Source organism: Bacillus sp. ISL-75 (genome assembly GCF_018613095.1).
The window spans coordinates 31,649-52,753 of the sequence record NZ_JAGGQX010000052.1 but is presented as its reverse complement, the minus strand read 5'-3'; the positions used below and the strand labels follow the sequence as shown (position 1 = coordinate 52,753).

General features: G+C 36.9%; 21 protein-coding genes. 4 read left to right on the top strand and 17 right to left on the bottom strand.

Annotated features, from left to right (window positions below; genetic code table 11):
• Positions 1 to 58: 58 nt before the first annotated feature.
• The 9 genes from J7E63_RS20410 to J7E63_RS20370 form a co-directional block, all read right to left on the bottom strand.
• On the bottom strand, positions 59 to 1,069 hold the full coding sequence (locus J7E63_RS20410; protein ID WP_215015627.1) for an ABC transporter ATP-binding protein: 1,011 nt from the start codon (positions 1,067 to 1,069) through the stop codon (positions 59 to 61).
• A complete protein-coding gene (locus J7E63_RS20405; protein WP_215015620.1) occupies positions 1,066 to 2,091 on the bottom strand; it encodes an ABC transporter ATP-binding protein in 1,026 nt (341 codons plus the stop codon). The genes J7E63_RS20410 and J7E63_RS20405 overlap by 4 nt, the downstream gene beginning before the upstream one ends.
• Positions 2,092 to 2,231: 140 nt before the next feature.
• Positions 2,232 to 2,858: a DUF2268 domain-containing putative Zn-dependent protease gene (locus J7E63_RS20400; RefSeq protein ID WP_251033642.1), complete on the bottom strand. Its 627-nt coding sequence runs from the start codon at positions 2,856 to 2,858 to the stop codon at positions 2,232 to 2,234.
• Positions 2,859 to 3,170: 312 nt separating this feature from the next.
• On the bottom strand, positions 3,171 to 4,409 hold the full coding sequence (gene fabF / locus J7E63_RS20395) for a beta-ketoacyl-ACP synthase II (protein ID WP_215015618.1): 1,239 nt from the start codon (positions 4,407 to 4,409) through the stop codon (positions 3,171 to 3,173).
• 61 nt (positions 4,410 to 4,470) lie between these two features.
• Positions 4,471 to 5,403: a beta-ketoacyl-ACP synthase III gene (locus J7E63_RS20390; RefSeq protein ID WP_214713188.1), complete on the bottom strand. Its 933-nt coding sequence runs from the start codon at positions 5,401 to 5,403 to the stop codon at positions 4,471 to 4,473.
• A gap of 288 nt (positions 5,404 to 5,691) precedes the next feature.
• Positions 5,692 to 5,883, bottom strand: a complete 192-nt coding sequence (locus J7E63_RS20385) for a ComZ family protein (protein ID WP_214713189.1) — start codon at positions 5,881 to 5,883, stop codon at positions 5,692 to 5,694.
• Positions 5,884 to 5,901: 18 nt separating this feature from the next.
• Positions 5,902 to 6,849: a BMP family ABC transporter substrate-binding protein gene (locus J7E63_RS20380; RefSeq protein WP_215015617.1), complete on the bottom strand. Its 948-nt coding sequence runs from the start codon at positions 6,847 to 6,849 to the stop codon at positions 5,902 to 5,904.
• A 221-nt stretch (positions 6,850 to 7,070) separates the two neighbouring features.
• Entirely contained in the window at positions 7,071 to 7,910 is an 840-nt protein-coding gene (locus J7E63_RS20375) for a Rossmann-fold NAD(P)-binding domain-containing protein (protein WP_215015616.1), read from the bottom strand.
• A gap of 79 nt (positions 7,911 to 7,989) precedes the next feature.
• Positions 7,990 to 8,712, bottom strand: a complete 723-nt coding sequence (locus J7E63_RS20370; RefSeq protein ID WP_215015615.1) for a hydrolase — start codon at positions 8,710 to 8,712, stop codon at positions 7,990 to 7,992.
• Between the two features lie 242 nt (positions 8,713 to 8,954).
• Here J7E63_RS20370 and J7E63_RS20365 point away from each other — a divergent pair, with 242 nt between their 5' ends.
• A complete protein-coding gene (locus J7E63_RS20365; protein ID WP_215015614.1) occupies positions 8,955 to 9,140 on the top strand; it encodes a YjzD family protein in 186 nt (61 codons plus the stop codon).
• 45 nt (positions 9,141 to 9,185) lie between these two features.
• Here J7E63_RS20365 and clpB read toward each other — a convergent pair whose 3' ends face one another.
• Complete coding sequence (gene clpB / locus J7E63_RS20360) at positions 9,186 to 11,780, bottom strand: ATP-dependent chaperone ClpB (RefSeq protein ID WP_215015612.1); 2,595 nt, start codon at positions 11,778 to 11,780, stop codon at positions 9,186 to 9,188.
• A 170-nt stretch (positions 11,781 to 11,950) separates the two neighbouring features.
• Entirely contained in the window at positions 11,951 to 12,130 is a 180-nt protein-coding gene (locus tag J7E63_RS20355) for a YjzC family protein (RefSeq protein WP_214713194.1), read from the bottom strand.
• A gap of 280 nt (positions 12,131 to 12,410) precedes the next feature.
• Between J7E63_RS20355 and J7E63_RS20350 the strand changes: the two genes are divergently transcribed.
• Positions 12,411 to 13,103: a Crp/Fnr family transcriptional regulator gene (locus tag J7E63_RS20350; RefSeq protein WP_374193766.1), complete on the top strand. Its 693-nt coding sequence runs from the start codon at positions 12,411 to 12,413 to the stop codon at positions 13,101 to 13,103.
• A gap of 61 nt (positions 13,104 to 13,164) precedes the next feature.
• Here the strand turns inward: J7E63_RS20350 and J7E63_RS20345 are convergent, their stop codons facing one another.
• The 3 genes from J7E63_RS20345 to J7E63_RS20335 form a co-directional block, all read right to left on the bottom strand.
• Positions 13,165 to 13,896 carry a YwiC-like family protein gene (locus J7E63_RS20345; protein ID WP_308161983.1) on the bottom strand — a complete coding sequence of 244 codons (732 nt, stop codon included), beginning with the start codon at positions 13,894 to 13,896 and terminating at the stop codon, positions 13,165 to 13,167.
• Between the two features lie 324 nt (positions 13,897 to 14,220).
• Positions 14,221 to 14,769, bottom strand: a complete 549-nt coding sequence (gene mobB, locus J7E63_RS20340) for a molybdopterin-guanine dinucleotide biosynthesis protein B (protein WP_215015595.1) — start codon at positions 14,767 to 14,769, stop codon at positions 14,221 to 14,223.
• Positions 14,757 to 16,022 (bottom strand): molybdopterin molybdotransferase MoeA, encoded by a 1,266-nt coding sequence (locus J7E63_RS20335; RefSeq protein ID WP_215015593.1) that lies wholly within the window; start codon positions 16,020 to 16,022, stop codon positions 14,757 to 14,759. Before J7E63_RS20335 ends, mobB begins: the two co-directional genes overlap by 13 nt.
• A gap of 240 nt (positions 16,023 to 16,262) precedes the next feature.
• Here J7E63_RS20335 and ric point away from each other — a divergent pair, with 240 nt between their 5' ends.
• Positions 16,263 to 16,958, top strand: a complete 696-nt coding sequence (gene ric, locus J7E63_RS20330) for an iron-sulfur cluster repair di-iron protein (protein ID WP_215015591.1) — start codon at positions 16,263 to 16,265, stop codon at positions 16,956 to 16,958.
• Between the two features lie 73 nt (positions 16,959 to 17,031).
• Here ric and moaA read toward each other — a convergent pair whose 3' ends face one another.
• Entirely contained in the window at positions 17,032 to 18,048 is a 1,017-nt protein-coding gene (gene moaA / locus J7E63_RS20325) for a GTP 3',8-cyclase MoaA (protein WP_215015589.1), read from the bottom strand.
• 363 nt (positions 18,049 to 18,411) lie between these two features.
• On the opposite strand from moaA, the gene J7E63_RS20320 reads away from it, so the two are divergent.
• Complete coding sequence (locus J7E63_RS20320) at positions 18,412 to 19,110, top strand: Crp/Fnr family transcriptional regulator (RefSeq protein ID WP_215015587.1); 699 nt, start codon at positions 18,412 to 18,414, stop codon at positions 19,108 to 19,110.
• 81 nt (positions 19,111 to 19,191) lie between these two features.
• Here J7E63_RS20320 and J7E63_RS20315 read toward each other — a convergent pair whose 3' ends face one another.
• Together J7E63_RS20315 and J7E63_RS20310 are read right to left on the bottom strand one after the other, a co-directional pair.
• The gene (locus J7E63_RS20315) at positions 19,192 to 20,316 is read right to left on the bottom strand and encodes a TIGR04053 family radical SAM/SPASM domain-containing protein (protein WP_215015585.1); all 1,125 of its coding nucleotides are present in this window, start codon (positions 20,314 to 20,316) and stop codon (positions 19,192 to 19,194) included.
• Between the two features lie 210 nt (positions 20,317 to 20,526).
• Complete coding sequence (locus J7E63_RS20310) at positions 20,527 to 20,835, bottom strand: metal-sulfur cluster assembly factor (RefSeq protein ID WP_088086048.1); 309 nt, start codon at positions 20,833 to 20,835, stop codon at positions 20,527 to 20,529.
• Positions 20,836 to 21,105: the final 270 nt, after the last annotated feature.

The window sequence follows — 21,105 nt, the reverse complement described above, 5'->3', positions numbered from 1 at the left end:
GTTTTATATTTATCCTTTTGCAACAGACTAGCTCCAGCCCCTAGGCACTTTCACTTTTCTAGTAAAGGTGGCAAGCTACTCGATGAGAGGGCTTCACCTCCTTTAATACTGGCTTACTTTTAGAGCATTCCTCCATAGCCAGTGGGCATCGCGGATGGAATGTGCATCCAGATGGAGGATTGATAGGGCTTGGCACATCACCTTTTAATATGACCCGCTCCTTTTTCACCCTGGGATCTGGAGTTGGAATAGCTGAAATTAATGCCTGTGTATATGGATGGAGAGGTTCAGCGTATAGGTTGTCTTTATCCGAAACCTCAACCATATTCCCTAGGTACATAACACCTATTCGGTCACTCATGTGTTTAACAACACTTAAGTCATGCGCAATGAAAAGAAAAGTAAGATCAAATTCTTCCTGTAAGTCCTTTAACAGGTTTAATACCTGTGATTGGACAGATACGTCTAGTGCTGAAACCGGTTCATCGGCAATAATTAATTTGGGTTTTAATGCTAGAGCTCTTGCTATTCCAATTCTTTGGCGCTGTCCCCCAGAAAATTCATGGGCATACTTGTAATAGGCATCGGGCGGCAAGCCTACTTTATCTAACAAATCCATGACTTCCCGTTTTAACTCAGCTTTATCTTTTTTTGAAAAATTATAAATGGGCTCTGCAATTATATCTCCAACCATTTGCATGGGATTCAAGGAAGCATAGGGATCCTGAAAGACCATCTGCATATCTTTGCGAATCTCTCGAAGTGATTTACCAGTTACTTTGGTAATGTCTTTTCCATTAAAGAGAATTTGTCCCCCCGTTGGTTTAAGTAAACGAAGAATGGTTCTCCCTGCCGTAGATTTGCCACATCCGGATTCACCTACTAGTCCAAGAGTTTCTCCTTTTTTTATCTCAAAAGAGATATTATCTACCGCTTTTACATTTCCAATAGTGCGCTTGAAGAACCCACCTTTGACTGGGTAATAGGTTTTAAGATTTTTAATCTCTAATAGATTTTCAGATTGAGAGGAAGAATGGGCTTCCTTTTTATGTATATAAATGGTACTCATTTTTTCACCCCTTCTCTTGGCTTGCTAGTTTCAAAGAGCAAACAGGCAACCTCATGGCCTTGTTCAACATCTTCAAGCAAAGGGGTAATTTTAGTGCATTCAGTCATGGCGTTTGGACATCGATGGGCAAAACGGCAGCCAGTTTTCGGCATATTTATAAGCGATGGGACGATACCTTTAATCGAACTTAACCGTTCTTCTTGTCCATCCATTTTCGGGATTGCCCCTAAGAGCAAACTTGTATATGGATGTTTAGGATTATGGAAAAGTGTATCCACATCGGTACGTTCTACAATCCTTCCAGCATACATCACCATTACTTCGTCACACATTTCAGCAATTACACCCAAATCATGTGTGATCAAAATAACAGACATATCATTTACGGCTTGTATATCTTTTAAAAGTTCGAGAATTTGGGCTTGAACGGTAACATCGAGGGCAGTGGTTGGTTCATCAGCAATTAATAATCTGGGCTGACAAGCAATGGCAATGGCGATCATGACGCGTTGTCTCATCCCGCCTGATAATTGGTGCGGATATTCATCAACGAGTTTTTCTGGTCGAGAGATTCCAACACTTTTCAATAAAGCGATAGATTTTAACCGAGCCTCTTTTTTAGTTATCTTTGTATGGTTGAAAAGGACTTCTTGGAGTTGATATCCTATTGTAAAGACTGGATTTAATGAGGTCATTGGTTCTTGGAAAATCATGGAGACGTCTTTCCCACGGATTTTATTGATTTGTGATTCGGACATTTTCTCAAGATTTACTCCATCAAAAATGACTTCACCTGATTTTATTTTTCCACTTCCTTTCGGGAGTAACTTCATAATCGAAAGGCTCAAAACAGACTTACCACAACCAGATTCTCCAACAATACCGATAATTTTCCCTGGCATTACATTGAACGAAACATTTTCTACTGCATTATAATCAGTTCCGTCAATATCAAAAGCGGTCTGTAAATTTTTCACTTCAAGCAATGGTGCCTCTTTGTGCAGCGATTTTTTTGCGCTCATAGTACACCTTCCAACTTTTTTTAAATTATTCAGTTTATTCTATATATTCAATAAAATTCTATTACAGAATTGTTACAATTGCAAGATTTTTTTGCACAATTTCTAATATATGTTATTTCATCATTAAAAAAAGCCTTATTTCACTGGCTTTTTTCGAAGGTTTTATTATAGTATTCTAGATATTTTATTGCAGGATTTATAAAAGATAGTTTTGTAGAATAATTATTGTTTTTGTAAAAATGTTCAATCAAATGATATCCTGCAGCATAACCTAAAAGATTTGGCAGTCTTCCTCCCCCATAAAGTAATTCATCGTGTTTCTTTTCATGTTTTTTTGTGTTTAGCTGTTCTTTCAAATATTTCTCCCAAAAATTTAATAACTCCTTTTCTTTATACATACGGCACCATGGAGCTAAATATTCCCGTCCACAATTTTTTAAAACTGCATATTCTGCCAGTCCTTCTATGATAATGGAATCAAGCAAAGTATAGTCTTCCAGCCTTTTATCTAACAACCTAAGCCGGCAGACGTGGTGGTATTCATGAATCAAAAGTGCCTCTACTTCTTTTGGGTCATCATAAGTAGAGAGAAAAAGAAACATTTTATCAGGGAACGAAACACCAGCCTTGCTTTTAACTTCTCTGATAAAAAAACCTCCTGACTGTGCTACTGGAAAGAGAAAAATTGGTATGTCAGGGCCATTCCATTTATGTTTATATTTATTAAATAGACGCTCTACTTTATCCCATGCTTTTTGTTCCTTCATCTGAACAAGATTGTTCCTTGCGGCCCTAGACGGCCGATACATCCCAAAATCCATCAATTGATTATAAATTTCCTTTGCGGTTTGTTTTTTAAAATATGGCTCTAATCTTTCACAAATCTTAACGGGTCTGTCAATCTCCTCCTCTAACCATTGCTCTGTTCGAATGATTCCCATTACTTCACCCCATTTAACTTCACTCACCCTCTGATCAGTTTATTAAACGTAACAAAAGTGGTTCATGTATTTCTGAGGTATTATTATTATTTCTCAAAAAAAATTCGACCAGAAATCATCTCCGGCCGAATTTTTTACTTATTCATATTTTTTGAAAACAATCGTTGCGTTGTGGCCGCCAAAGCCTAGCGAATTACTCATGGCTGCTTTAATTTCTTTCGAACGTGCTTTATTGACTACATAATCTAAGTCACATTCAGGGTCAGGTGTTTCATAATTCATAGTTGGAGGAAGGATGCTGTCTCTTATTGCTAAAACAGTGAAAATCGCTTCTACACCACCTGCTGCACCTAGAAGGTGTCCTGTCATAGATTTAGTTGAACTGATTGCTAATTTATATGCATGTTCGCCAAATACTTCCTTCACCGCAAGGGTTTCAAACTTGTCATTATAGTCAGTACTAGTCCCGTGGGCATTTACATAATCAATTTCCTCAGGATTTAATCCGCCATCATTAATAGCCATTTTCATTGCACGGGCACCACCTTCACCACCAGGTGCTGGTGCAGTTATATGATAGGCATCACCAGTTGCCCCATAACCAATAATTTCGGCATAGATTTTAGCACCACGTGCTAATGCATGATCAAGTTCCTCCAGAACAATGATCCCGGCACCTTCACCTATAACAAAGCCATCGCGGTTTTTATCGAATGGTCTGCTAGCTGTCTTCGGGTCTGGATTTGTTGAAAGAGCCGTATTCGCGCAGAAGCCTGCGACAGACATTTTTGTAATTGGTGCTTCCGCTCCGCCGGTCACCATTGCATCTGCATCGCCGCGTTGAATTACTTTAAAGGCATCACCTATGGAATTAGTTCCTGTTGCACAGGCAGTTACTGTACAAGAATTGAAGCCTCTTGCCCCAAGTATAATTGAAACCTGTCCTGTTGCCATATCAGGAATCAACATTGGTACAAAGAATGGGCTTACACGCTTGTAGCCTCTCTTCTGAAATATTTCGTATTGCTGTTCAAATGTTTCCATTCCGCCGATGCCAGAACCAATCCATACTCCAACACGATGGGAGTTATCTTCATTAATAGTTAAATTAGCATCTTTTACTGCCATTAATGCCGATGCAACTGCAAATTGTGTAAAACGGTCCATTTTGCGTGCATCTTTTCTATCCATAAAGGCTTCTGGGTTAAAATCAGTAGATTCTGCGGCAACTTTTGCAGGATATTCATCTGCATTAACTCTTGTCAATGGCCCAATCCCTGATTTACCTTCTAATATGTGCTTCCATGTTGTTTCAGCATCATTTCCAAGTGGCGTTACTGCACCTACGCCTGTTACAACGACCCTGCGCTTTTCCATATTATCTATCTCCTTCATTTCGTATCTTGTTTCGTATGGTTATTTATCAAAAAAAATCTCTTTATTTTCCCCATCTAATTGCAATTGCTCCCCAAGTTAAGCCTCCTCCGAAGCCAACCATGACAATGAGGTCATCATCTTTAATTCTTCCCTCTTCTACATCTTCCACAATCGAAATTGGAATCGATGCAGCAGAAGTATTACCATATTTATTAATCGTTTTGGACATTTTTTCGACTGGCAGCTCTAATCTTTGTCTAGATGCTTCCATAATACGAATATTGGCCTGATGAGGAATAAGGAAATCAACATCATCCTTTGTTAAACCTGCTTTTTCGAGAACATTGATACAGCTTTCCCCCATTTGCCTTACAGCAAATTTGAACACTTCTCTACCATTCATAATAATATATTCATCCTGGTAAAGGTGTTTTGATCCAGTACCATCTGCTCCAAGCTCAAAGGAAAGGATTCCGCGATTTTCTGAAACAGGTCCAATAATGGTGGCACCAGCGCCGTCCCCAAACAATACTGCAGTATTGCGGTCACTCCAGTCGGTAACTTTCGAAAGCTTTTCCACGCCAACGACTAGGACATATTTATAAACTTCGGTTTCAATGAATTGTTTCGCTGTCACAATTCCGTACATAAAGCCAGCACATGCTGCACTGACATCCATCGCTGCCGCCTTTTTTGCCCCCAGCCTTTCTTGAATTCTGCAGGCAACCGATGGAAAAGGAGTATCAGGTGTAACGGTAGCTACCAAAATTAAATCAATCTCTTCAGCGGTAATTCCGGCATCTTGAATGGCCTGTTTTGCTGCTTCAAATGCCATATCAGATGTATTAACATCATCGGCAGCAATTCTTCTTTCTTCGATACCTGTCATTGTACGAATCCATTCATCAGAGGTATCCATTATTTTTTCTAAATCCTTATTGGTGACAATTTTCTCTGGTAAATACCTGCCAATCCCTACAATACCTGCTTTCACAAGATCCAACTCCTTTTTTTTCGCAAGATTCTCTATATCCTAAAGTTAATATCAATTATTATGACTTGGTACTAATTTTATCAAATAAAACCTATTTTAAGCAACTGTTTCTTCTTATTTCTCTCTTCGCTTAAGTATATTCCAATAAAAAAATGACTCAATTAAACTTGGCAGATGATTTCCGCTCGAGGCGCATCGCTCCAATCAACTTGGCTATAAAATCAACAATAATCCTTAACATAGCCAAACAAATAAATAAGCTCCCTATTACGAGAGCTTACTTTCTCTTTATATTTCTTTTCGACCTTCAGCTAGACCGAGTTCATATGCTTCTTGCATGACCTTTGTAAAAAGATTCATGAATGGCTCGATTAATTCCATTGATAATTCCACACCAGCCGTGTCCAATTGTTCCTTTGCTTCTGGTAAGTATTTCATCGCGATCTGCATAAATTGAAATGTTTTATCTTGACTGTTCATATGTACTCCTTCAATTTTTCATTTTGGCAAGTTTCCTGTTTTTTTATAATCTTCAATTTGATTGTTTATCTCCTGAATGAATTCTTTGTTTACATGAGGACTAAATTTACCAAGTGAAATAACATTGTCTTGAAAATCATAGGAAAGGTTACCTGTTTTTAGTTCCCCTTTATTGTATAGATCTGCAACCTTTTCATATAAAATATCTACCTGCTGTATGGTACTTGTTAATACCGTAGATTCACCTAAATCAGATTGGTCCGAAACGTAACCGATTGCATACATGCCGTGTTCCTTTACTGTTTCTATTACTGGCACATTAAACCCGTCACCTGCAGGATAAATCACATCAATTCCCTTTTCCATCATGTCATTTGCTAATTGAACTGCTTTTATTTCATCATCCCAATTTCCAACATATTCTATACTAACTTTCGTGTTTTTATTTTCAGCCATAGTCCCCTGATAGAAGCCCTCAATCTCTGGCTGCCATTCATAAGCGGCTATAACACCGACATTTTGTGCTTTTGACATATGTGCAGCAACCATTCCTCCAAAAAAACCCATCGCGTGTGCTTTAAAATTCAGACTAGTTGTGTTTTTGTTTTTAGCATCACCATTAAAACTAATAAAATGGATATCAGGATAATCTTTAGAAAGATTATTAAAGTATTCAGCATATTCAGACCCATGGCCGAATATTAGATTTACCCCTTTTTGGTCAAACTCTTCTACTGCACGTTCGACAACTGCTTCTGAATTAATTCCTTCTTTATAAAACACATCCACATCAAATTTTGACTGTATTTTTAACAAACCTTTAAAGCCCTTCGTCCCCCATACTTGGTCATTGACCGTTTCAGGTACTAACAATCCAACCTTTTTTATTTTACCTGTAGATTTTGTCTCTCCGCAGGCCCCAAGCAAAAAAAGGCATAAAAGTATGATTCCGAAACGGTTTATCATTTCATGCATCTCCTTCGTACTGTTGCCATTTCTATAACACGTTTCCTTTACATTATTAATTTATAGAACAAAGGAAAATAATTCTATGACTGCTTTTTCCAATTTTATTCTAACCTTTCAACAAATAAATGAAAAGACAATTTTAAAACCACAACACATCTGGATCTTTATTTTATATGGTCATATATTTCATGATTCTTTCAAACAGTATGCCAATTGCCTTATAAACGATTTTCATACAATCGCTGCACATGTTCCATTTGTGCCAGGATAGAAGCTGAAATTGGGGTTACCTTTCTTACTGTTACTTTTAATACTGGAAGATCACCTTGTATTGATGATAAGTTACTTAACCGAGCCTGATTTTCATCGATTTTTAGGTAAGAAGCACACCTGAACCATTGGTCATCACTTCCACTTTCAATCAAATAACTCCCAGGTTTTCCTTTCTCTATGATTTCTAAGATTGATTCAATGGCATCATCAACAAATATGACATCGCTTATCCATTCCCGTTCTTCATGAGTTATATCTGTCTTTTTAAATTTGGAAACAATAGCTTGTTGAAACAAAAAAGTTAACGGCTGCCATGGACCATAAATAGCAGGTAAATACAATATCTGTGTATTCTTTACTAATCCGTTTATCCTACTTAGGAATCCCTCAATTTCTTTTCCCCTAAATGTTCTGGTAAGCATTTGAATTGGAAGAATAAAAACGATATTCGCATTTTTGTTATTGTCCTCTATATACTGAATAATCGGCTTTATTACCTCTTCATTTTGTAAAATTTGTTCCTTTTTAAGCATAAATAAGTCATATATAGAAAATATAAGCCTTGTATTACTTATGTCTTCTCTAGGACTATTCTCCAACTCGAATAACGATTTTTCCAGAAAGTTTGCATTTCGACCGACTTCAAGTCTTTTTTCATCAAGAAAATCTATATTATCAAACTCATCTATATGAACGCCATTGACCTCTATTCCTTTATTGAGCAGGTTTTTGCCAACGTGAAAACCAACAAAGTCAAACATCCCAAATATAATTGCCTTGTCCATAAAATATTCCTCCCCATACTTACCTTAATGAATCCTATGCGTATCGCTAAGGAAATATTTCTTTTTGGGGAGGACCAGCCTAGAGGATCGATTCATGGTTGTTGAAAAACTTTAACATCATATGGCCAAGCTGTTGTTTTTTTTCAGGAAGAATGAAAGTAGGGTTTATTTCTGAGTCACTGATTATTTGGTGATACACTTTAGATTGGTTATACGATTTCCCCCCTGAAAGGACATGAATAATTTTAACTGGACATCCAAATTGAAGATTTATTTTATCATCCATACTGAAAATATGGTTTTCGAGTACATGTTGGTCCATTTGATGTGCTGCTACTAATTCCCTCATTAACTTTTTATAAAAGAATTTATGTTCCTTTTCTTGTTCAAGATGGTTTTTCAAGGAAATAATTGGGGTGAGCAGAATAATTGACCGTATCCGCCCTTTCATTTTCTCCATTAAACTTATGGCAACCAGTGCCCCCATACCTTCGGCTAAGATATGGATTTTGTTATTTAATATTTCACTTCTTATGACATGCTGGTATAACCTCTCGGCAAGCTCAACTGCATTATTGCTCCCCCAGTTTCGCCCATATAGATTTGAGGAAAAAATGGTGTACCCTTTTTCTTTAAGCTGGTTAACAATAGCTAACCTTCCTTCATTTTGTGTCCAAAAGCATTTACTTTCATCGACAAAATGTCTTTCATCTCCAATTATTAAGATCCCAAATCCGGTAGGCTTTTCAGGGTAGTGAATAATATTCCATTGGGTATCCATCTGAAAATTACGATTCTCCATAGATAAATCTCCTTTTACATATTTCCTCACAGTATTGTATGCCGCCTCATTAAAGATGAAAGGGGGGTTAGCCTATTTTTATTAAACTCATCTGGAAAATTAGTAATCACCCTTTTAAAAACGGAAAATGCTCGGAATAGCCTGAATGGTATTACTTACCACTGGCGGAAGTTTCACTTTATCATTTCAGAATCATATGATAATATAAATGAAGATGTAAAATAGGTTAGAGGTGAAAAATAGTGCGATTTTTTTGGACCTTTTTCTGGTCATTTCTTTTAGTGCAAATGCTTACATATGTAGTGAGTTCAATGACTGCAGGTGCTAAATATGAATTTATGCCTGCTGCTATTGCTTCAGTTGGGGTAACGGTCTTGATTTACATTGCTGCTGCAATAATTCCTAACGAGCCTGCGACAAAACATTAAGAAAAAGGTCATCCTATCTAATGGATGACCTTTTTCTATAGGTATTTAATAAACCGATAAAGTAATCTCACCATCGTTAGTATTTATTTCCACTCTTGACTGATCATGTAACTTGCCAGCGATTATTTCACGGGCTAGCTTGGTTTCAATGTTTCTTTGAATAAATCGTTTTAAAGGCCTTGCCCCATAAATTGGATCAAATCCATTTACGGCAATGAATTCTTTTGCTTTCTCATTAATGATTATATCAATTTGTTGATGTTTTAAACGATTTTGAAGTTCTCTCATCATTTTGGCAACGATATTCTTTATTTCATCCAATGATAGCGGCTTAAAGAGGATCGTCTCATCGATTCGATTTAAAAACTCAGGACGGAAATGTCCCCGTAATTGACTCATCACTTTCTCCCTTACCTCTTCAGAGATTTCAACCTCGGTTTCACTACGTTCTAGTAAAAAATGTGAGCCAATATTAGAAGTCATTATAATAACTGTATTTTTAAAGTCAACGACACGCCCTTTTGAATCTGTAATTCTTCCGTCATCAAGCGCTTGTAAGAGAATGTTAAATACCTCAGGATGAGCTTTTTCAATTTCATCCATTAAAACAACAGAATATGGTCTTCTCCTTACTGCTTCCGTCAACTGTCCGCCTTCTTCATAGCCAATATAGCCTGGAGGGGCTCCAATTAGGCGGGAAACAGCATGCTTCTCCATATATTCAGACATATCGATACGTATAATATGTTCCTCACTGTCGAATAAAGACTCGGCCAATGCTTTCGCAAGCTCCGTTTTCCCAACACCTGTCGGGCCTAAAAATAAAAACGATCCAATTGGTCGATTAGGATCCTTAATTCCAGCACGAGCCCTGAGTACTGCATCCGCCACCAAATTTACTGCCTCATTCTGACCGATGACTCTTTCGTGTAGGATCGATTCCAATTTTAACAGCTTTTCTCTCTCCCCTTCTACTAGTTTAGAAAGAGGTATTCCTGTCCATCTTGATACGATATTGGAGATTTCTTCTCCAGTAACTTCTTCACGAAGTATACGTTCGTCCTTTGCAGTTGCCGTTTCGAGTTCCTTTAGCTCTTTTTCTGCTAACGGAATTTGACCGTGGCGAAGCTCTGCCGCTCGGTTTAAATCGTATTTATCTTCAGCTTGTTGAAGCTCCCTGCGAAGCTTTTCCAGTTGTTCTCTTTTCTCCTGCAATTTCTGTATACTTTGTTTCTCTTGAAGCCATTTTGCTTTCATTTCATTGGCTGTTTCTTTTAAATCAGCTAGTTCTTTTAGGAGTGCCTCCAGCCTCAACTTGCTCCCATCATCAACCTCTTTACTTAAGGCAGCTTCTTCAATTTCCAATTGCATAACCCTGCGTGTTACTTCATCTAATTCGGTAGGCATTGAATCTATTTCAGTACGTATTAAAGCACAAGCCTCATCGACTAGATCAATTGCTTTATCAGGCAAAAAACGATCGGTGATATAACGATCAGATAATGTGGCTGCAGCAACCAAGGCATGGTCATGAATTTTAACACCGTGATGCACTTCATATCGTTCTTTTAACCCTCTTAAGATTGAAATGGTATCTTCAACGTTTGGTTCTTGAACCAATACCTGCTGAAATCTACGTTCAAGCGCTGGATCCTTTTCGATATATTTTCGGTGCTCATCTAGAGTAGTTGCTCCAATACAATGAAGTTCACCACGGGCAAGCATTGGTTTTAACATATTGCCTGCATCCATCGCGCCTTCCGTCTTACCGGCTCCTACGATCGTGTGAATTTCATCAATAAATAACAAAATTCGTCCTTCACTTTTTTTGATTTCATTTAGGACTGCTTTCAATCTTTCTTCAAACTCACCTCTAAATTTGGCTCCAGCAATTAACGCACTCATATCCAATGAGAAAATTGTTTTATCCTTGAGTCCTTCCGGTACATCTTTCCTAACTATCCTTTGTGCCAACCCTTCCACAATAGCAGTTTTCCCTACACCAGGTTCACCGATTAAAACAGGATTATTCTTTGTTTTCCTTGATAATATCCGAATTACATTGCGGATTTCAGAATCACGGCCAATAACTGGATCCATTTTTCCTTCTTTAACCTCAGCAACAAGATCCCGTCCATATTTTTTTAGTGCTTCGTATCCTGCTTCTGGATTTTGTGATGTCACTCTTTGGTTCCCCCTAATTTCTTTAATTGCTTGCAAAACTTTGTCTGGTTGAATTCCAACGTTTTGTAAAAGCCTTCGCATTTCTGAATCCTTCGCGTAGACTGCAGCTAACAGAAGATGTTCAACCGATAAATACTCATCAGAAAACTTTTTGGCAAACTCCTCGGCACTGACAAAAAGTTTTTGCAGCTTGGCTGTGATATAAAGTTTTCCCTGTTCAACCCCACTTCCCGTAACCTCTGGTTTTTTAGCAAGAGCAGCAGTAAGGTTCTTTCTAATTTTTTCGGGAGGGATACCTGACTTTTCTAATATAGAAGAAATGAGACTATCTTCTTGATCCATTAAACATAAAAACAAATGGGGTTCATCAATCTCTTGATGATTTTCTTTGACAGCTAGTGACTGAGCATCCATTAGCCCCTTTTGTAACCTTTCTGTCATTCGATTCATGTCCATTTTTTATCACACCCTTTTTGACCAATTTTGACCTTTCCTTTTATTATAAAACTTCATATATAAAAAGTAAATTTTTGCAAAGAAGAAAAACAGCAAAAATTGCCCACAAACGCCAAGGCGCAGGCAAAAGAAAAAGCCACCCCATGGATGACTTTTCCTTATTTATTTATTTATGGTTTCCGCTGATATGTCCAAACACGTTCATCATTTGATGTTTCAGGAAATGTATCCCCTGCTTTTAGCTTTATTTTTTTTGGATTATTAACAGGGCTTTCCGTGTCACCGATTTCAACATACACACCATTATTAGGTGCTTTTTTTCCTGATTTAAACTGATGATTTTGACCCATTTTTTTCCCTCCTTCTATTCTACATCTTTATTATTACCTTTTTGTTAGCGGTCCATTATTGGAATTTTTTGCAAATTATATTATTAGTCGACATTATTTCCTAAGAAATACGCAAAGATTCTTCAAACTTTTGACGATTGTATGAACTTATCGCTCATTTGTTGCTAATTATTCTTTGTTAACAATATAATTATAGTATTATCTAGCAAATTAAACCTTGACTGTCATTTTTTAAAATCAAATGAGCATTGAATTCGTACCTTTAAAGGTGGTTATGAGTATGCAGTCAGTAAAAGAAATGCCGGTAACACTGTCCCATCTTTTTGATACCGTTCACCATATAAAAAAAATTGAAAAAGGTACCTTTTTATTTCAAGAAGGATCTGTAGCCGATGAATTGTATATTATTCAAAGTGGCATTCTTCAAATCAGCAAGATCATCCCTGACGGAAGAGAACTTACGTTAAGAATGTGCTCGCAGGGTGATTTTGTTGGTGAATTAAACTTATTTTCCCCTTCTTCAAGATATTTATTAAGTGCACGTGTTGTCGAGAGTGGTGAAGTAGCCGTTATTATGAAAGACACGCTTGAGGAAAAACTCTCACAAAATCTGGCACTTTCATTTGAATTCATAAAGTGGATGAGTCAGCAATATCGAAAAACACAAACCAAGTTTCGTGATTTGGTTCTTCATGGAAAAAAAGGGGCTCTTTATTCCACACTTATTCGAATTACCAATAATTATGGAATTAAAACCAATAAAGGAATATTAATTGAATTACCACTAACCAATCAAGAGTTAGCCAATTTTTGTGGTACATCAAGAGAAGTAGTAAATCGCTTGTTAAGCGATTTACGTAAGGCCGATATCCTGTCAATTGATAAAGGAACAATTACTATTCATGATTTAGAGTATTTAAAACGGGAAATTGATTGTGAAGATTGTCCAACTGAAATCTGTAAAGTTGATTAGAATTGCTGCTGGCAAACAACTTAAAATAAAGCAAAAAAATCGGTCATATCGACCGATTTTTTTATTTTAATAAGATTATTTGAATGGCCATGATCGTAAAGAATATAGCTGAATTTATTATTTCGTAAATGCCAATTTGTTTAGGCGATAATGGTTTCCCATAAAATATAATAGCTCTCAGAAGACTTGGGATAAATGCCATAGCAACGATCCAAAAGCCAACTCCGAACCACACTGTCACTAACATAAAATGGTAAATCCATGAAATCCATTTAAATTGGGTATTCTTCTTCTCCCTAATCATTGTTTTGACATAAAAAGTACAGCCCACAAAAAACAGGACCGAAGTTACAAAGGTGAAAACAAGCATCTCTATGTTTATAACACCGTGTCCTAAATAACTGCTTGCTAATCCAGCAACTGAAAAGGCAAAAATAGCAGAGAGATCATTCATAAAAGCACGGTCTTGATTTTTGGAAGTAAAGTAAGCATTTAGTATAAAAAACGGAATCATTAGAAGACCAAAATAAAAAATAGTTGGTCTTTCCAAAAGTGGAATAAGTAAAAGTAATAGGGATGGAATCATATATACAAGTGTCCATATAGTATAAAACTGAAGTTTTTTCTTTTTAAATAAAAGAAGCATCGGATAGGTCGCCAAGTATAATAGGAGCCATCCAAAGAAAAATGGAACATGCTTCCACATAAACCCTCCTTCAATGACACCAAGCCAAAAAGGGATGATTAGCATTGCCCATGCACCATGTTGTTTCGGTAAAAATAACTTCATCATTTTCACTCCTCTTCCTTGACTAACCTAAATATAAGCCAGCTGAGCGGAAAAATAAGTGAAACACATCACATAATTACAGTAAAAAAGAAGGACTCCGCCTTCTTTTTGTGACAAATTTGTTTAGGTTAAAAGGGAAGTACAGCAAATCTATATCATCTACTAGGTAACTTCAATCATCTCTAGTTCGGTTATCTGATGAGTGATTGCTGTATTTCCATTAAAGACCCATAATTCTATTTTAACAAACATTATATCCCCTAAATTGTATTGTAGAGTATATCCATATTTAAAGCTGTGATAAAAGTAACAGATTTGACAATTTTATTAACTTTTTTGATCAATATTATGAACAAGCTCCTGAAGTACTTGCGCAGTCCAGATTAATGCACCTTCATCGTTGATATGAAAGCTGGGCACATTGATTCTTGATGTGATTTGCTCCTGCATTTCTTCCTTCCAATACACAATAGCAGAAACATTACTTACGGTATCTAACAAAGAAAGGTCACTTTCATCTCTTAATAGCAGTAACTTCGGGAAGGACTTAAACTTATAGCCTTCGATTAATATTACATCTGGATGAAAGAATTTCATTAACTCGATCTGATCTTCTAGTGATGGATAGAAATTGTCAGCCTGTAACATTAAACTTCCATCCCCTTCCACAATCGAGGCAAGAGCACCTGCATTTAGATGTTTTTCTGTATCTTTCTGCGGCAGAGCTGCCAGCCTTCCTCCATGACCATGATGCTTAATCGTAACTGTTTTAAGTCCTTTTTTTACTAAGTCTTCGATCATTTTGGCTGTTATGGTGGTTTTACCACTATTTTGATAACCAACCACTTGAAAGACGACAGGCTTTACCACGGCCACATACTGCCAACCTGGTCTTCAAGCAGGAGGACATCCACTTCACTTCCGGCTGTAAAGCCTCTAGTTCCGCCTGGAAGAATCATCAACGAATTCGCTCCAGAAAGGCTCATAATAATGTTAGACTTGTCAAGTCCACTCGGTGTTGCCTTTAGTCTTCCTGCATCAATAAATGTGGAACTTCGGACAAACCTTGTAAATGGATTGGCTTTAGGAAAATCGACTTCTAAAAGTGCTTGCTCTTTACGAAGGTGAGGTTTTTCTGAAAAAAGCATCCTACGGATAATTGGGCGGGCAAACAATTCAAAGCCTACATAACAAGCCGAAGGATTACCCGAAAGTCCAAAGAGAAGCTTCCCATTGTGCTGTGCAACCGTCGTCACACTTCCAGGTCGCATGGCAACCTTATTAAAGAAAACCTCTGCCCCAAGCTTTTCATAGATAGCAGGCAGATAATCAAAATCCCCAACTGAAACCCCGCCGGTGGTAATTAATAAGTCTACTTCATTTATTGCTTTTTGGACTGCTTCAAAGCAAGTGTCAAATTCATCAGGAAGCTTTCCAAAATAGTGAACAATGCCTCCCGTTCTTTCAATTTGGGCTGCAATCATATGTGAATTACTATTACGAATTTTTCCTGGAACTAAGGCTTCATTTACTTCTAAAAGCTCTGTCCCTGTTGCAAACAATCCAACACGTGGCTTTTTCGCAACGGACACTCGTTCATATCCAAACGTTGCAAGCATGGCTTGAATTCCAGGATTTATCAATGTACCTTTTTTCACCAAAACCTCACCCTGCTTGGCATCTTCACCACTGAACGAAACGTTATCACCCTTTTTAAAGCTGCGTTTAATGGACATATATGGGATTCCATTCTTTTCGTAGGCCTTAGCCACCTCAAACATAACGACAGCATCTGTTCCCACTGGCATCATTGCGCCAGTCATAATTCTAACAGCTTGGTGCTCTCCTATTACTTTAGTAGAAACCATTCCTGCGCCGATGTGATCGACCACTTTAAATTCAACTACATTGGATAGTGAAGCCTCACGTGTATCGATTGACCTAACAGCAAAGCCATCATACGGTGCACGGTCAAAATGAGGCACATCGCTAGTTGCGATCAAATCCTCCGATAAAAAGCGGCCAAAGCTTTCATTTATCGAAACTTGTTCGGTCACACCAAGTAATTGATATTCCATTATGCTTTTGACCGCTTCTCCAATTGGTATCGGTCTTCTTCTTTCGAACAAAATAATCAGCTCCTGCCTTAAACAAATATCTATCCATTGTGATATGTACTAATAGTCATCGACTAATCAACATTATAAGCTTATTAAAAACTAACTAACATATCAAATGTCACAAAATAAAAGAATCTTGCCAAAAAATATAAAATCATAGGGAATGTGTGATTCTGGTCACCTAGTTTTTTTCTATTTTCCATTATGATTAGGTTAGATTTAATCTTGGACTTTGGGAGGAAATTAAAGATGAGTTTCACAATTACAGCCAATTCATTAGTTAAAGATATTGTTAACGAATTACCTAAAACAAGTGATGTTTTCAAAAAGAACCGAATCGATTTTTGCTGCGGTGGTAATATCCCATTAACAGAAGCAGTTGCTCAAAATAAGCTTAACCTTGATACTTTGTTAGATGAATTAAAAGAAGTTTTTGAAAAATACGAAAACACCGAGAAAGATGTTGAGGTTTGGACTAATTCTGATTCAACTACAATTATTGATCATGTTATTTCAAACTACCATCGTGTATCTGAAGAGGAACTAACTATGCTAAGTCCCTATGTAACGAAGGTTTCACGTGTCCATGGAGATAACCATCCAGAGTTACTTAAGGTTTACGAACTCTTCTATGAATTCAAAAAAGAATTGATGGAGCATATGGCGAAAGAGGAAGCTGTTGTATTCCCATTAATTAAGCAGCTTGCGGATGGAACCGTGGAGAATCGTGAGGAAGCAATTGCAATGATTGTTGAATTAGAAAAAGAACATGACCATGCCGGTGAAATTTTAAGAGAGATCCGCGCAGTAACTTCTGACTACACTCTACCTCTGGATGCATGCGGTACGTACCGTTTAGTATATGCACGCTTGGAAGCATTAGAAGGATTAACCTTTATGCATGTGCATCTTGAAAACAACATCCTATTTCCTAGGTATCTTTAATAAAATCAACAGTCCGCTTTTCTTAAAGCGGGCTGTTTCTTTGTACAAAAAAACTCTCTTCCTGGAAGAGAGTTTAACCACCAATATAGGACATTTCTATTTTTTTACGGTTTTTGTGCGTTTCAGCTGTTCGTTCGTCTGAATATCTGTCATCTCGTCCATTCCAAATGGCGCTCACCCGCTCACGGATTTCTTCGTCAGAGGCACCGTTTCTCATAAAATTACGGATATCATGCCCATTCCCATTAAATAAACAAGTAAAAATCTGACCATTCGCTGAAAGTCGAGAACGAGTGCAACTTGAACAAAACGATTCCGAAACAGATGTGATAAATCCTACATTCACATCTTTATCTTTATAGCGGTACACCTTTGCCACTTCTCCGTAATAGGCTGGGTCAACGGGTTCAAGATCAAATTGTTCTTTTAACAAATAATATATCTGTTTTTTTGTAATAACATCATCCATTTTCCAGCCGTTCGTGGAGCCAACATCCATGAATTCTATATAGCGAAGCTCCAGACTGTTCTCCTTGCAGTACTCTGCCATTGGAATAATTTCAGTATCATTCAAACCTTTTTTGACAACCATATTAATTTTGACCCCAAGACCTGCTTGTTTCGCTGCTTCAATGCCTTCCAAAACTGGCCCAGTTCCAACTCCACGCCCGTTAATTTGGCCAAACAATTCATCGTTTAAGGTATCAAGGCTTACATTTACTCTTTTGAGTCCTGCTTCCTTTAAATCTTTGGCAAATTTCGGCAAGAGCACACCATTCGTCGTTAATCCGATATCAAGTAAGCCCTCAATAGCTGACAGCTTCTTAACAAGAATGGGCATATCTCTTCGAAGAAGAGGTTCTCCTCCAGTTAGGCGAATTTTTTCCACACCCAAACTAACAAATATTTTCGCTAGTCGTTCGATCTCTTCATAGGATAGCAAAGCATTTTTAGGAAGAAACTCAAAATCAGGACCAAATTGATCTGCTGGCATACAGTATTGGCAACGGAAATTACATCGATCAATCACAGAAATTCTTAAGTCATGCAATGGTCTATTTAATTTATCTTTAATAATGGTTTTTTCCATTCCATATCAACTCCATTATTTTAAGGAACCTAATGATATTCAGTGTACCAGTCTTTAGATAAGAAAACTGTTACTTTATTCACTATAACAATACTTTTTAATACAATTCTTATCTTAGCAGAAGTTTTACAATCTATAAATAACTGTTTTGGAAAAAAATTTCCTCTACAGATTTTATTCATTTAAACGATAATTTTAATGGAAAATAAATAAACATGATTAATTTCATATGAGTTTTCACTATATTGTCATTGTTTACTTCTTCTTATTGATTCCTCATAAGATAAAATGGTACTAACAAACTAAACATTGATCACGATGGAAAATAGATGGTTGTTAATATGACACATTGAGGTGAAGCTGATGACAGCAATAATGAAACCAACTCATTCAATTGAAATAAAAGAATTGCTTAAATTTGCAGACCGGAAATTTAAAAGTGAAAAAGGAAGCTTTTTATTTCAAGAAGGAATGCTTGCGGAAGAACTTTACATTATCATTTCCGGCAAAATTCAAATCAGTAAAATTACTTCAGATGGCCGTGAACTTTCATTAAGAATTTGTGGAGAAAATGATATATGCGGGGAATTAACCCTATTTACTGATAACCCAAGATATTTATTAAGTGCAATGGTTCTTGAAGAAGGAGAAATCGTAGCAATAAAAAAGGATATAATCGAAAGTGAGATTTTCCAAAACAGTAAGCTTGCTTTTGAATTTATGAAATGGATGAGTGATCATTTCCGGAAAACACAAACAAAATTTCGCGACCTCGTTTTAAATGGAAAACGAGGTGCCCTTTTCTCAACTCTTATCCGTATGTCGAATAGTTATGGTATTCAAAAAGATAATGGGATCTTAATAGATCTGCCGTTAACCAACCAAGAACTTGCCAACTTCTGCGGTACTTCACGTGAGAGTACAAACCGTATACTTAGTGAACTAAAAAAAAATAAAATCATTTCAGTTAAAAAAGGAAAGATCTCAATATTGGATTTACAATACTTAAAAAATGAAATCGACTGTGAAAATTGTTCTGCCGTTTATTGCAGTATCGAATAGGCTGGCCTTTACTTATTTGCAGTTATCAAAATACGCAAGGCTGTCTCACTATAATGAGGCAGCCTTTTTTATCGGTTTTAATTACTGTTCTTGCTTTTCTCTTAATGCTTTAGGAATATAAACGCAGAATGGCTCGCTTTCTAGATAATCTCCAGTCATTGCATAAGCTCTAGACCTTGATCCCCCGCAAACATGACGGAATTCACAGACACCACATTTCCCTTTAAAAAGATCTGGGTTTCTTAGAGATTGGAAAATTGGTGATTCACGATAAATTTCTGCTAATGGCGTTTCCCGAATATTACCAGCTTTAACGGGTAATAGTCCGCTTGGATATACATCGCCAATATGGGAGATGAAAACAAAACCATTACCATCATTAACACCTTTTGGTGCTCGTCCTAAACCATCGATAGAGCCTGTTAATCCTTTTTCTGTTAATGCGCTTAAATACTCAATCTCATCTGTTGTTTCCTTCGCTTCGCGCATTTTTTGTTGTATCACAACACGTCTGTAGTGCATGGCTTCTGTTGTTTTGATATCAAAAGACACGCGCTTACTTAAATCATATAGCCATCTGAATACTTTTTCATGTTGAACTGGAGAAATCATATCTGATTGTTGACCTCTTCCTGTTGGCACTAGGAAAAAGACACTCCATAACACGCATTCTAAATCTTCAACCATTTTTGCCATTTCATCAAGGTAGTCAATATTGTAACGGGAAATCACCGTATTAATCTGAATGGGTAATCCAACTTCATGCAAATATTTTATTTTTCCCATGGTAAGGTCAAATGATCCAGCTGTTCCTCTAAAATGGTCATGAATCTCAGCCCTAGGACCATCAATACTAAATGCCCAGCGAGCAAGACCTACTTCTTTTGCTTTTTCAATTGCTTCTTTTGTTACATTTGGTGTCGCGCTTGGGGTCATTGATACCCGTACGCCTTTTTCAACTGCATATTTCGCAATATCAAAAACATCTTCTCTCATCAGCGGGTCTCCGCCAGTAAAAACAAGCATCGGATTGTTCATTTCATATATTTGATCAATTAGATTTTTTCCTTCTTCAAAAGCTAGTTCACGCGGATCCCTTTTATACTGTGCATCGGCACGGCAGTGCAGACACTTTAATTGACAAGCTCTAGTGAGTTCCCATATTACGATAAAAGGGTCTTTATTAAAATCTCGGCTAATAGCCATATGAAACGCCTCCTAATAACGGCTATTCAAATCCAACAGCCTTATTAATCTGTATTATAAAGGTGTTTATATTTGAAAAAAGTGAACTATCTCACATTCTGTAAGCTAGATATGTCTGAATCGTGAAGGAAAATACAAAAACAGCAGAAAATCTGCTGTTTCTAAAAAATACGCTTATTATACTGAGAGTTCAAAAGCCTCTAATTAAGCTTAGCGAATTCCTAATGCGATTTTCGCATAACGTGACATCATTTCTTTATTCCATGGAGGATTAAAAACAATATTTACTTCTACTTCTTTGATTTCCGGAATGTCGGCCAATGCCCGTTTAACCTGGTCAACAATTGTTCCAGCAAGTGGGCAGCCCATTGAAGTTAACGTCATGGTAATCGTTACGTTTCCTTCTTCATCCATTTCAGCATTATATACTAATCCTAAATTAACAATATCTACTCCTAGTTCGGGGTCGATTACTAGTTCTAAGGCACCCATGATATTTTCTTTTAGTTCTTCATTCATGTTTGATCCACTCCTTCATTATCTTTGTCCCACTCTATTATAGCAAATTATCAAGCATGCCAAGATTGAGACTTAGTTAAAAAAAGTATATAGTTTTTTTATATCATTTGGTGTGAATTTTTTTACAGTTTAGATATAAAATTGTTAACATAGTAAATATAGGAATTAATAATTCCACAAAGTATTAAATTCATAATTGCAGTGTAACATGTATATAAATTTTTTCCTAAAGCGACGCACTTTATTAGCGATGAAAATTATAATTAGAAG

Coding starts and splice junctions, on each gene's coding strand:
- fabF (WP_215015618.1), bottom strand. CDS start 4,409: ATGGAAAAGCGCAGGGTCGTTGTAACAGGCGTAGGTGCAGTAACGCCA.
- J7E63_RS20400 (WP_251033642.1), bottom strand. CDS start 2,858: ATGAAGGAACAAAAAGCATGGGATAAAGTAGAGCGTCTATTTAATAAA.
- ric (WP_215015591.1), top strand. CDS start 16,263: ATGAGTTTCACAATTACAGCCAATTCATTAGTTAAAGATATTGTTAAC.
- clpB (WP_215015612.1), bottom strand. CDS start 11,780: ATGGACATGAATCGAATGACAGAAAGGTTACAAAAGGGGCTAATGGAT.
- J7E63_RS20350 (WP_374193766.1), top strand. CDS start 12,411: ATGCAGTCAGTAAAAGAAATGCCGGTAACACTGTCCCATCTTTTTGAT.
- J7E63_RS20380 (WP_215015617.1), bottom strand. CDS start 6,849: ATGATAAACCGTTTCGGAATCATACTTTTATGCCTTTTTTTGCTTGGG.
- J7E63_RS20410 (WP_215015627.1), bottom strand. CDS start 1,069: ATGAGTACCATTTATATACATAAAAAGGAAGCCCATTCTTCCTCTCAA.
- J7E63_RS20320 (WP_215015587.1), top strand. CDS start 18,412: ATGACAGCAATAATGAAACCAACTCATTCAATTGAAATAAAAGAATTG.
- J7E63_RS20315 (WP_215015585.1), bottom strand. CDS start 20,316: ATGGCTATTAGCCGAGATTTTAATAAAGACCCTTTTATCGTAATATGG.
- J7E63_RS20355 (WP_214713194.1), bottom strand. CDS start 12,130: ATGGGTCAAAATCATCAGTTTAAATCAGGAAAAAAAGCACCTAATAAT.
- J7E63_RS20385 (WP_214713189.1), bottom strand. CDS start 5,883: ATGAACAGTCAAGATAAAACATTTCAATTTATGCAGATCGCGATGAAA.
- J7E63_RS20345 (WP_308161983.1), bottom strand. CDS start 13,896: ATGATGAAGTTATTTTTACCGAAACAACATGGTGCATGGGCAATGCTA.
- J7E63_RS20375 (WP_215015616.1), bottom strand. CDS start 7,910: ATGGACAAGGCAATTATATTTGGGATGTTTGACTTTGTTGGTTTTCAC.
- moaA (WP_215015589.1), bottom strand. CDS start 18,048: ATGGAAAAAACCATTATTAAAGATAAATTAAATAGACCATTGCATGAC.
- J7E63_RS20405 (WP_215015620.1), bottom strand. CDS start 2,091: ATGAGCGCAAAAAAATCGCTGCACAAAGAGGCACCATTGCTTGAAGTG.
- J7E63_RS20310 (WP_088086048.1), bottom strand. CDS start 20,835: ATGAATGAAGAACTAAAAGAAAATATCATGGGTGCCTTAGAACTAGTA.
- J7E63_RS20370 (WP_215015615.1), bottom strand. CDS start 8,712: ATGGAGAATCGTAATTTTCAGATGGATACCCAATGGAATATTATTCAC.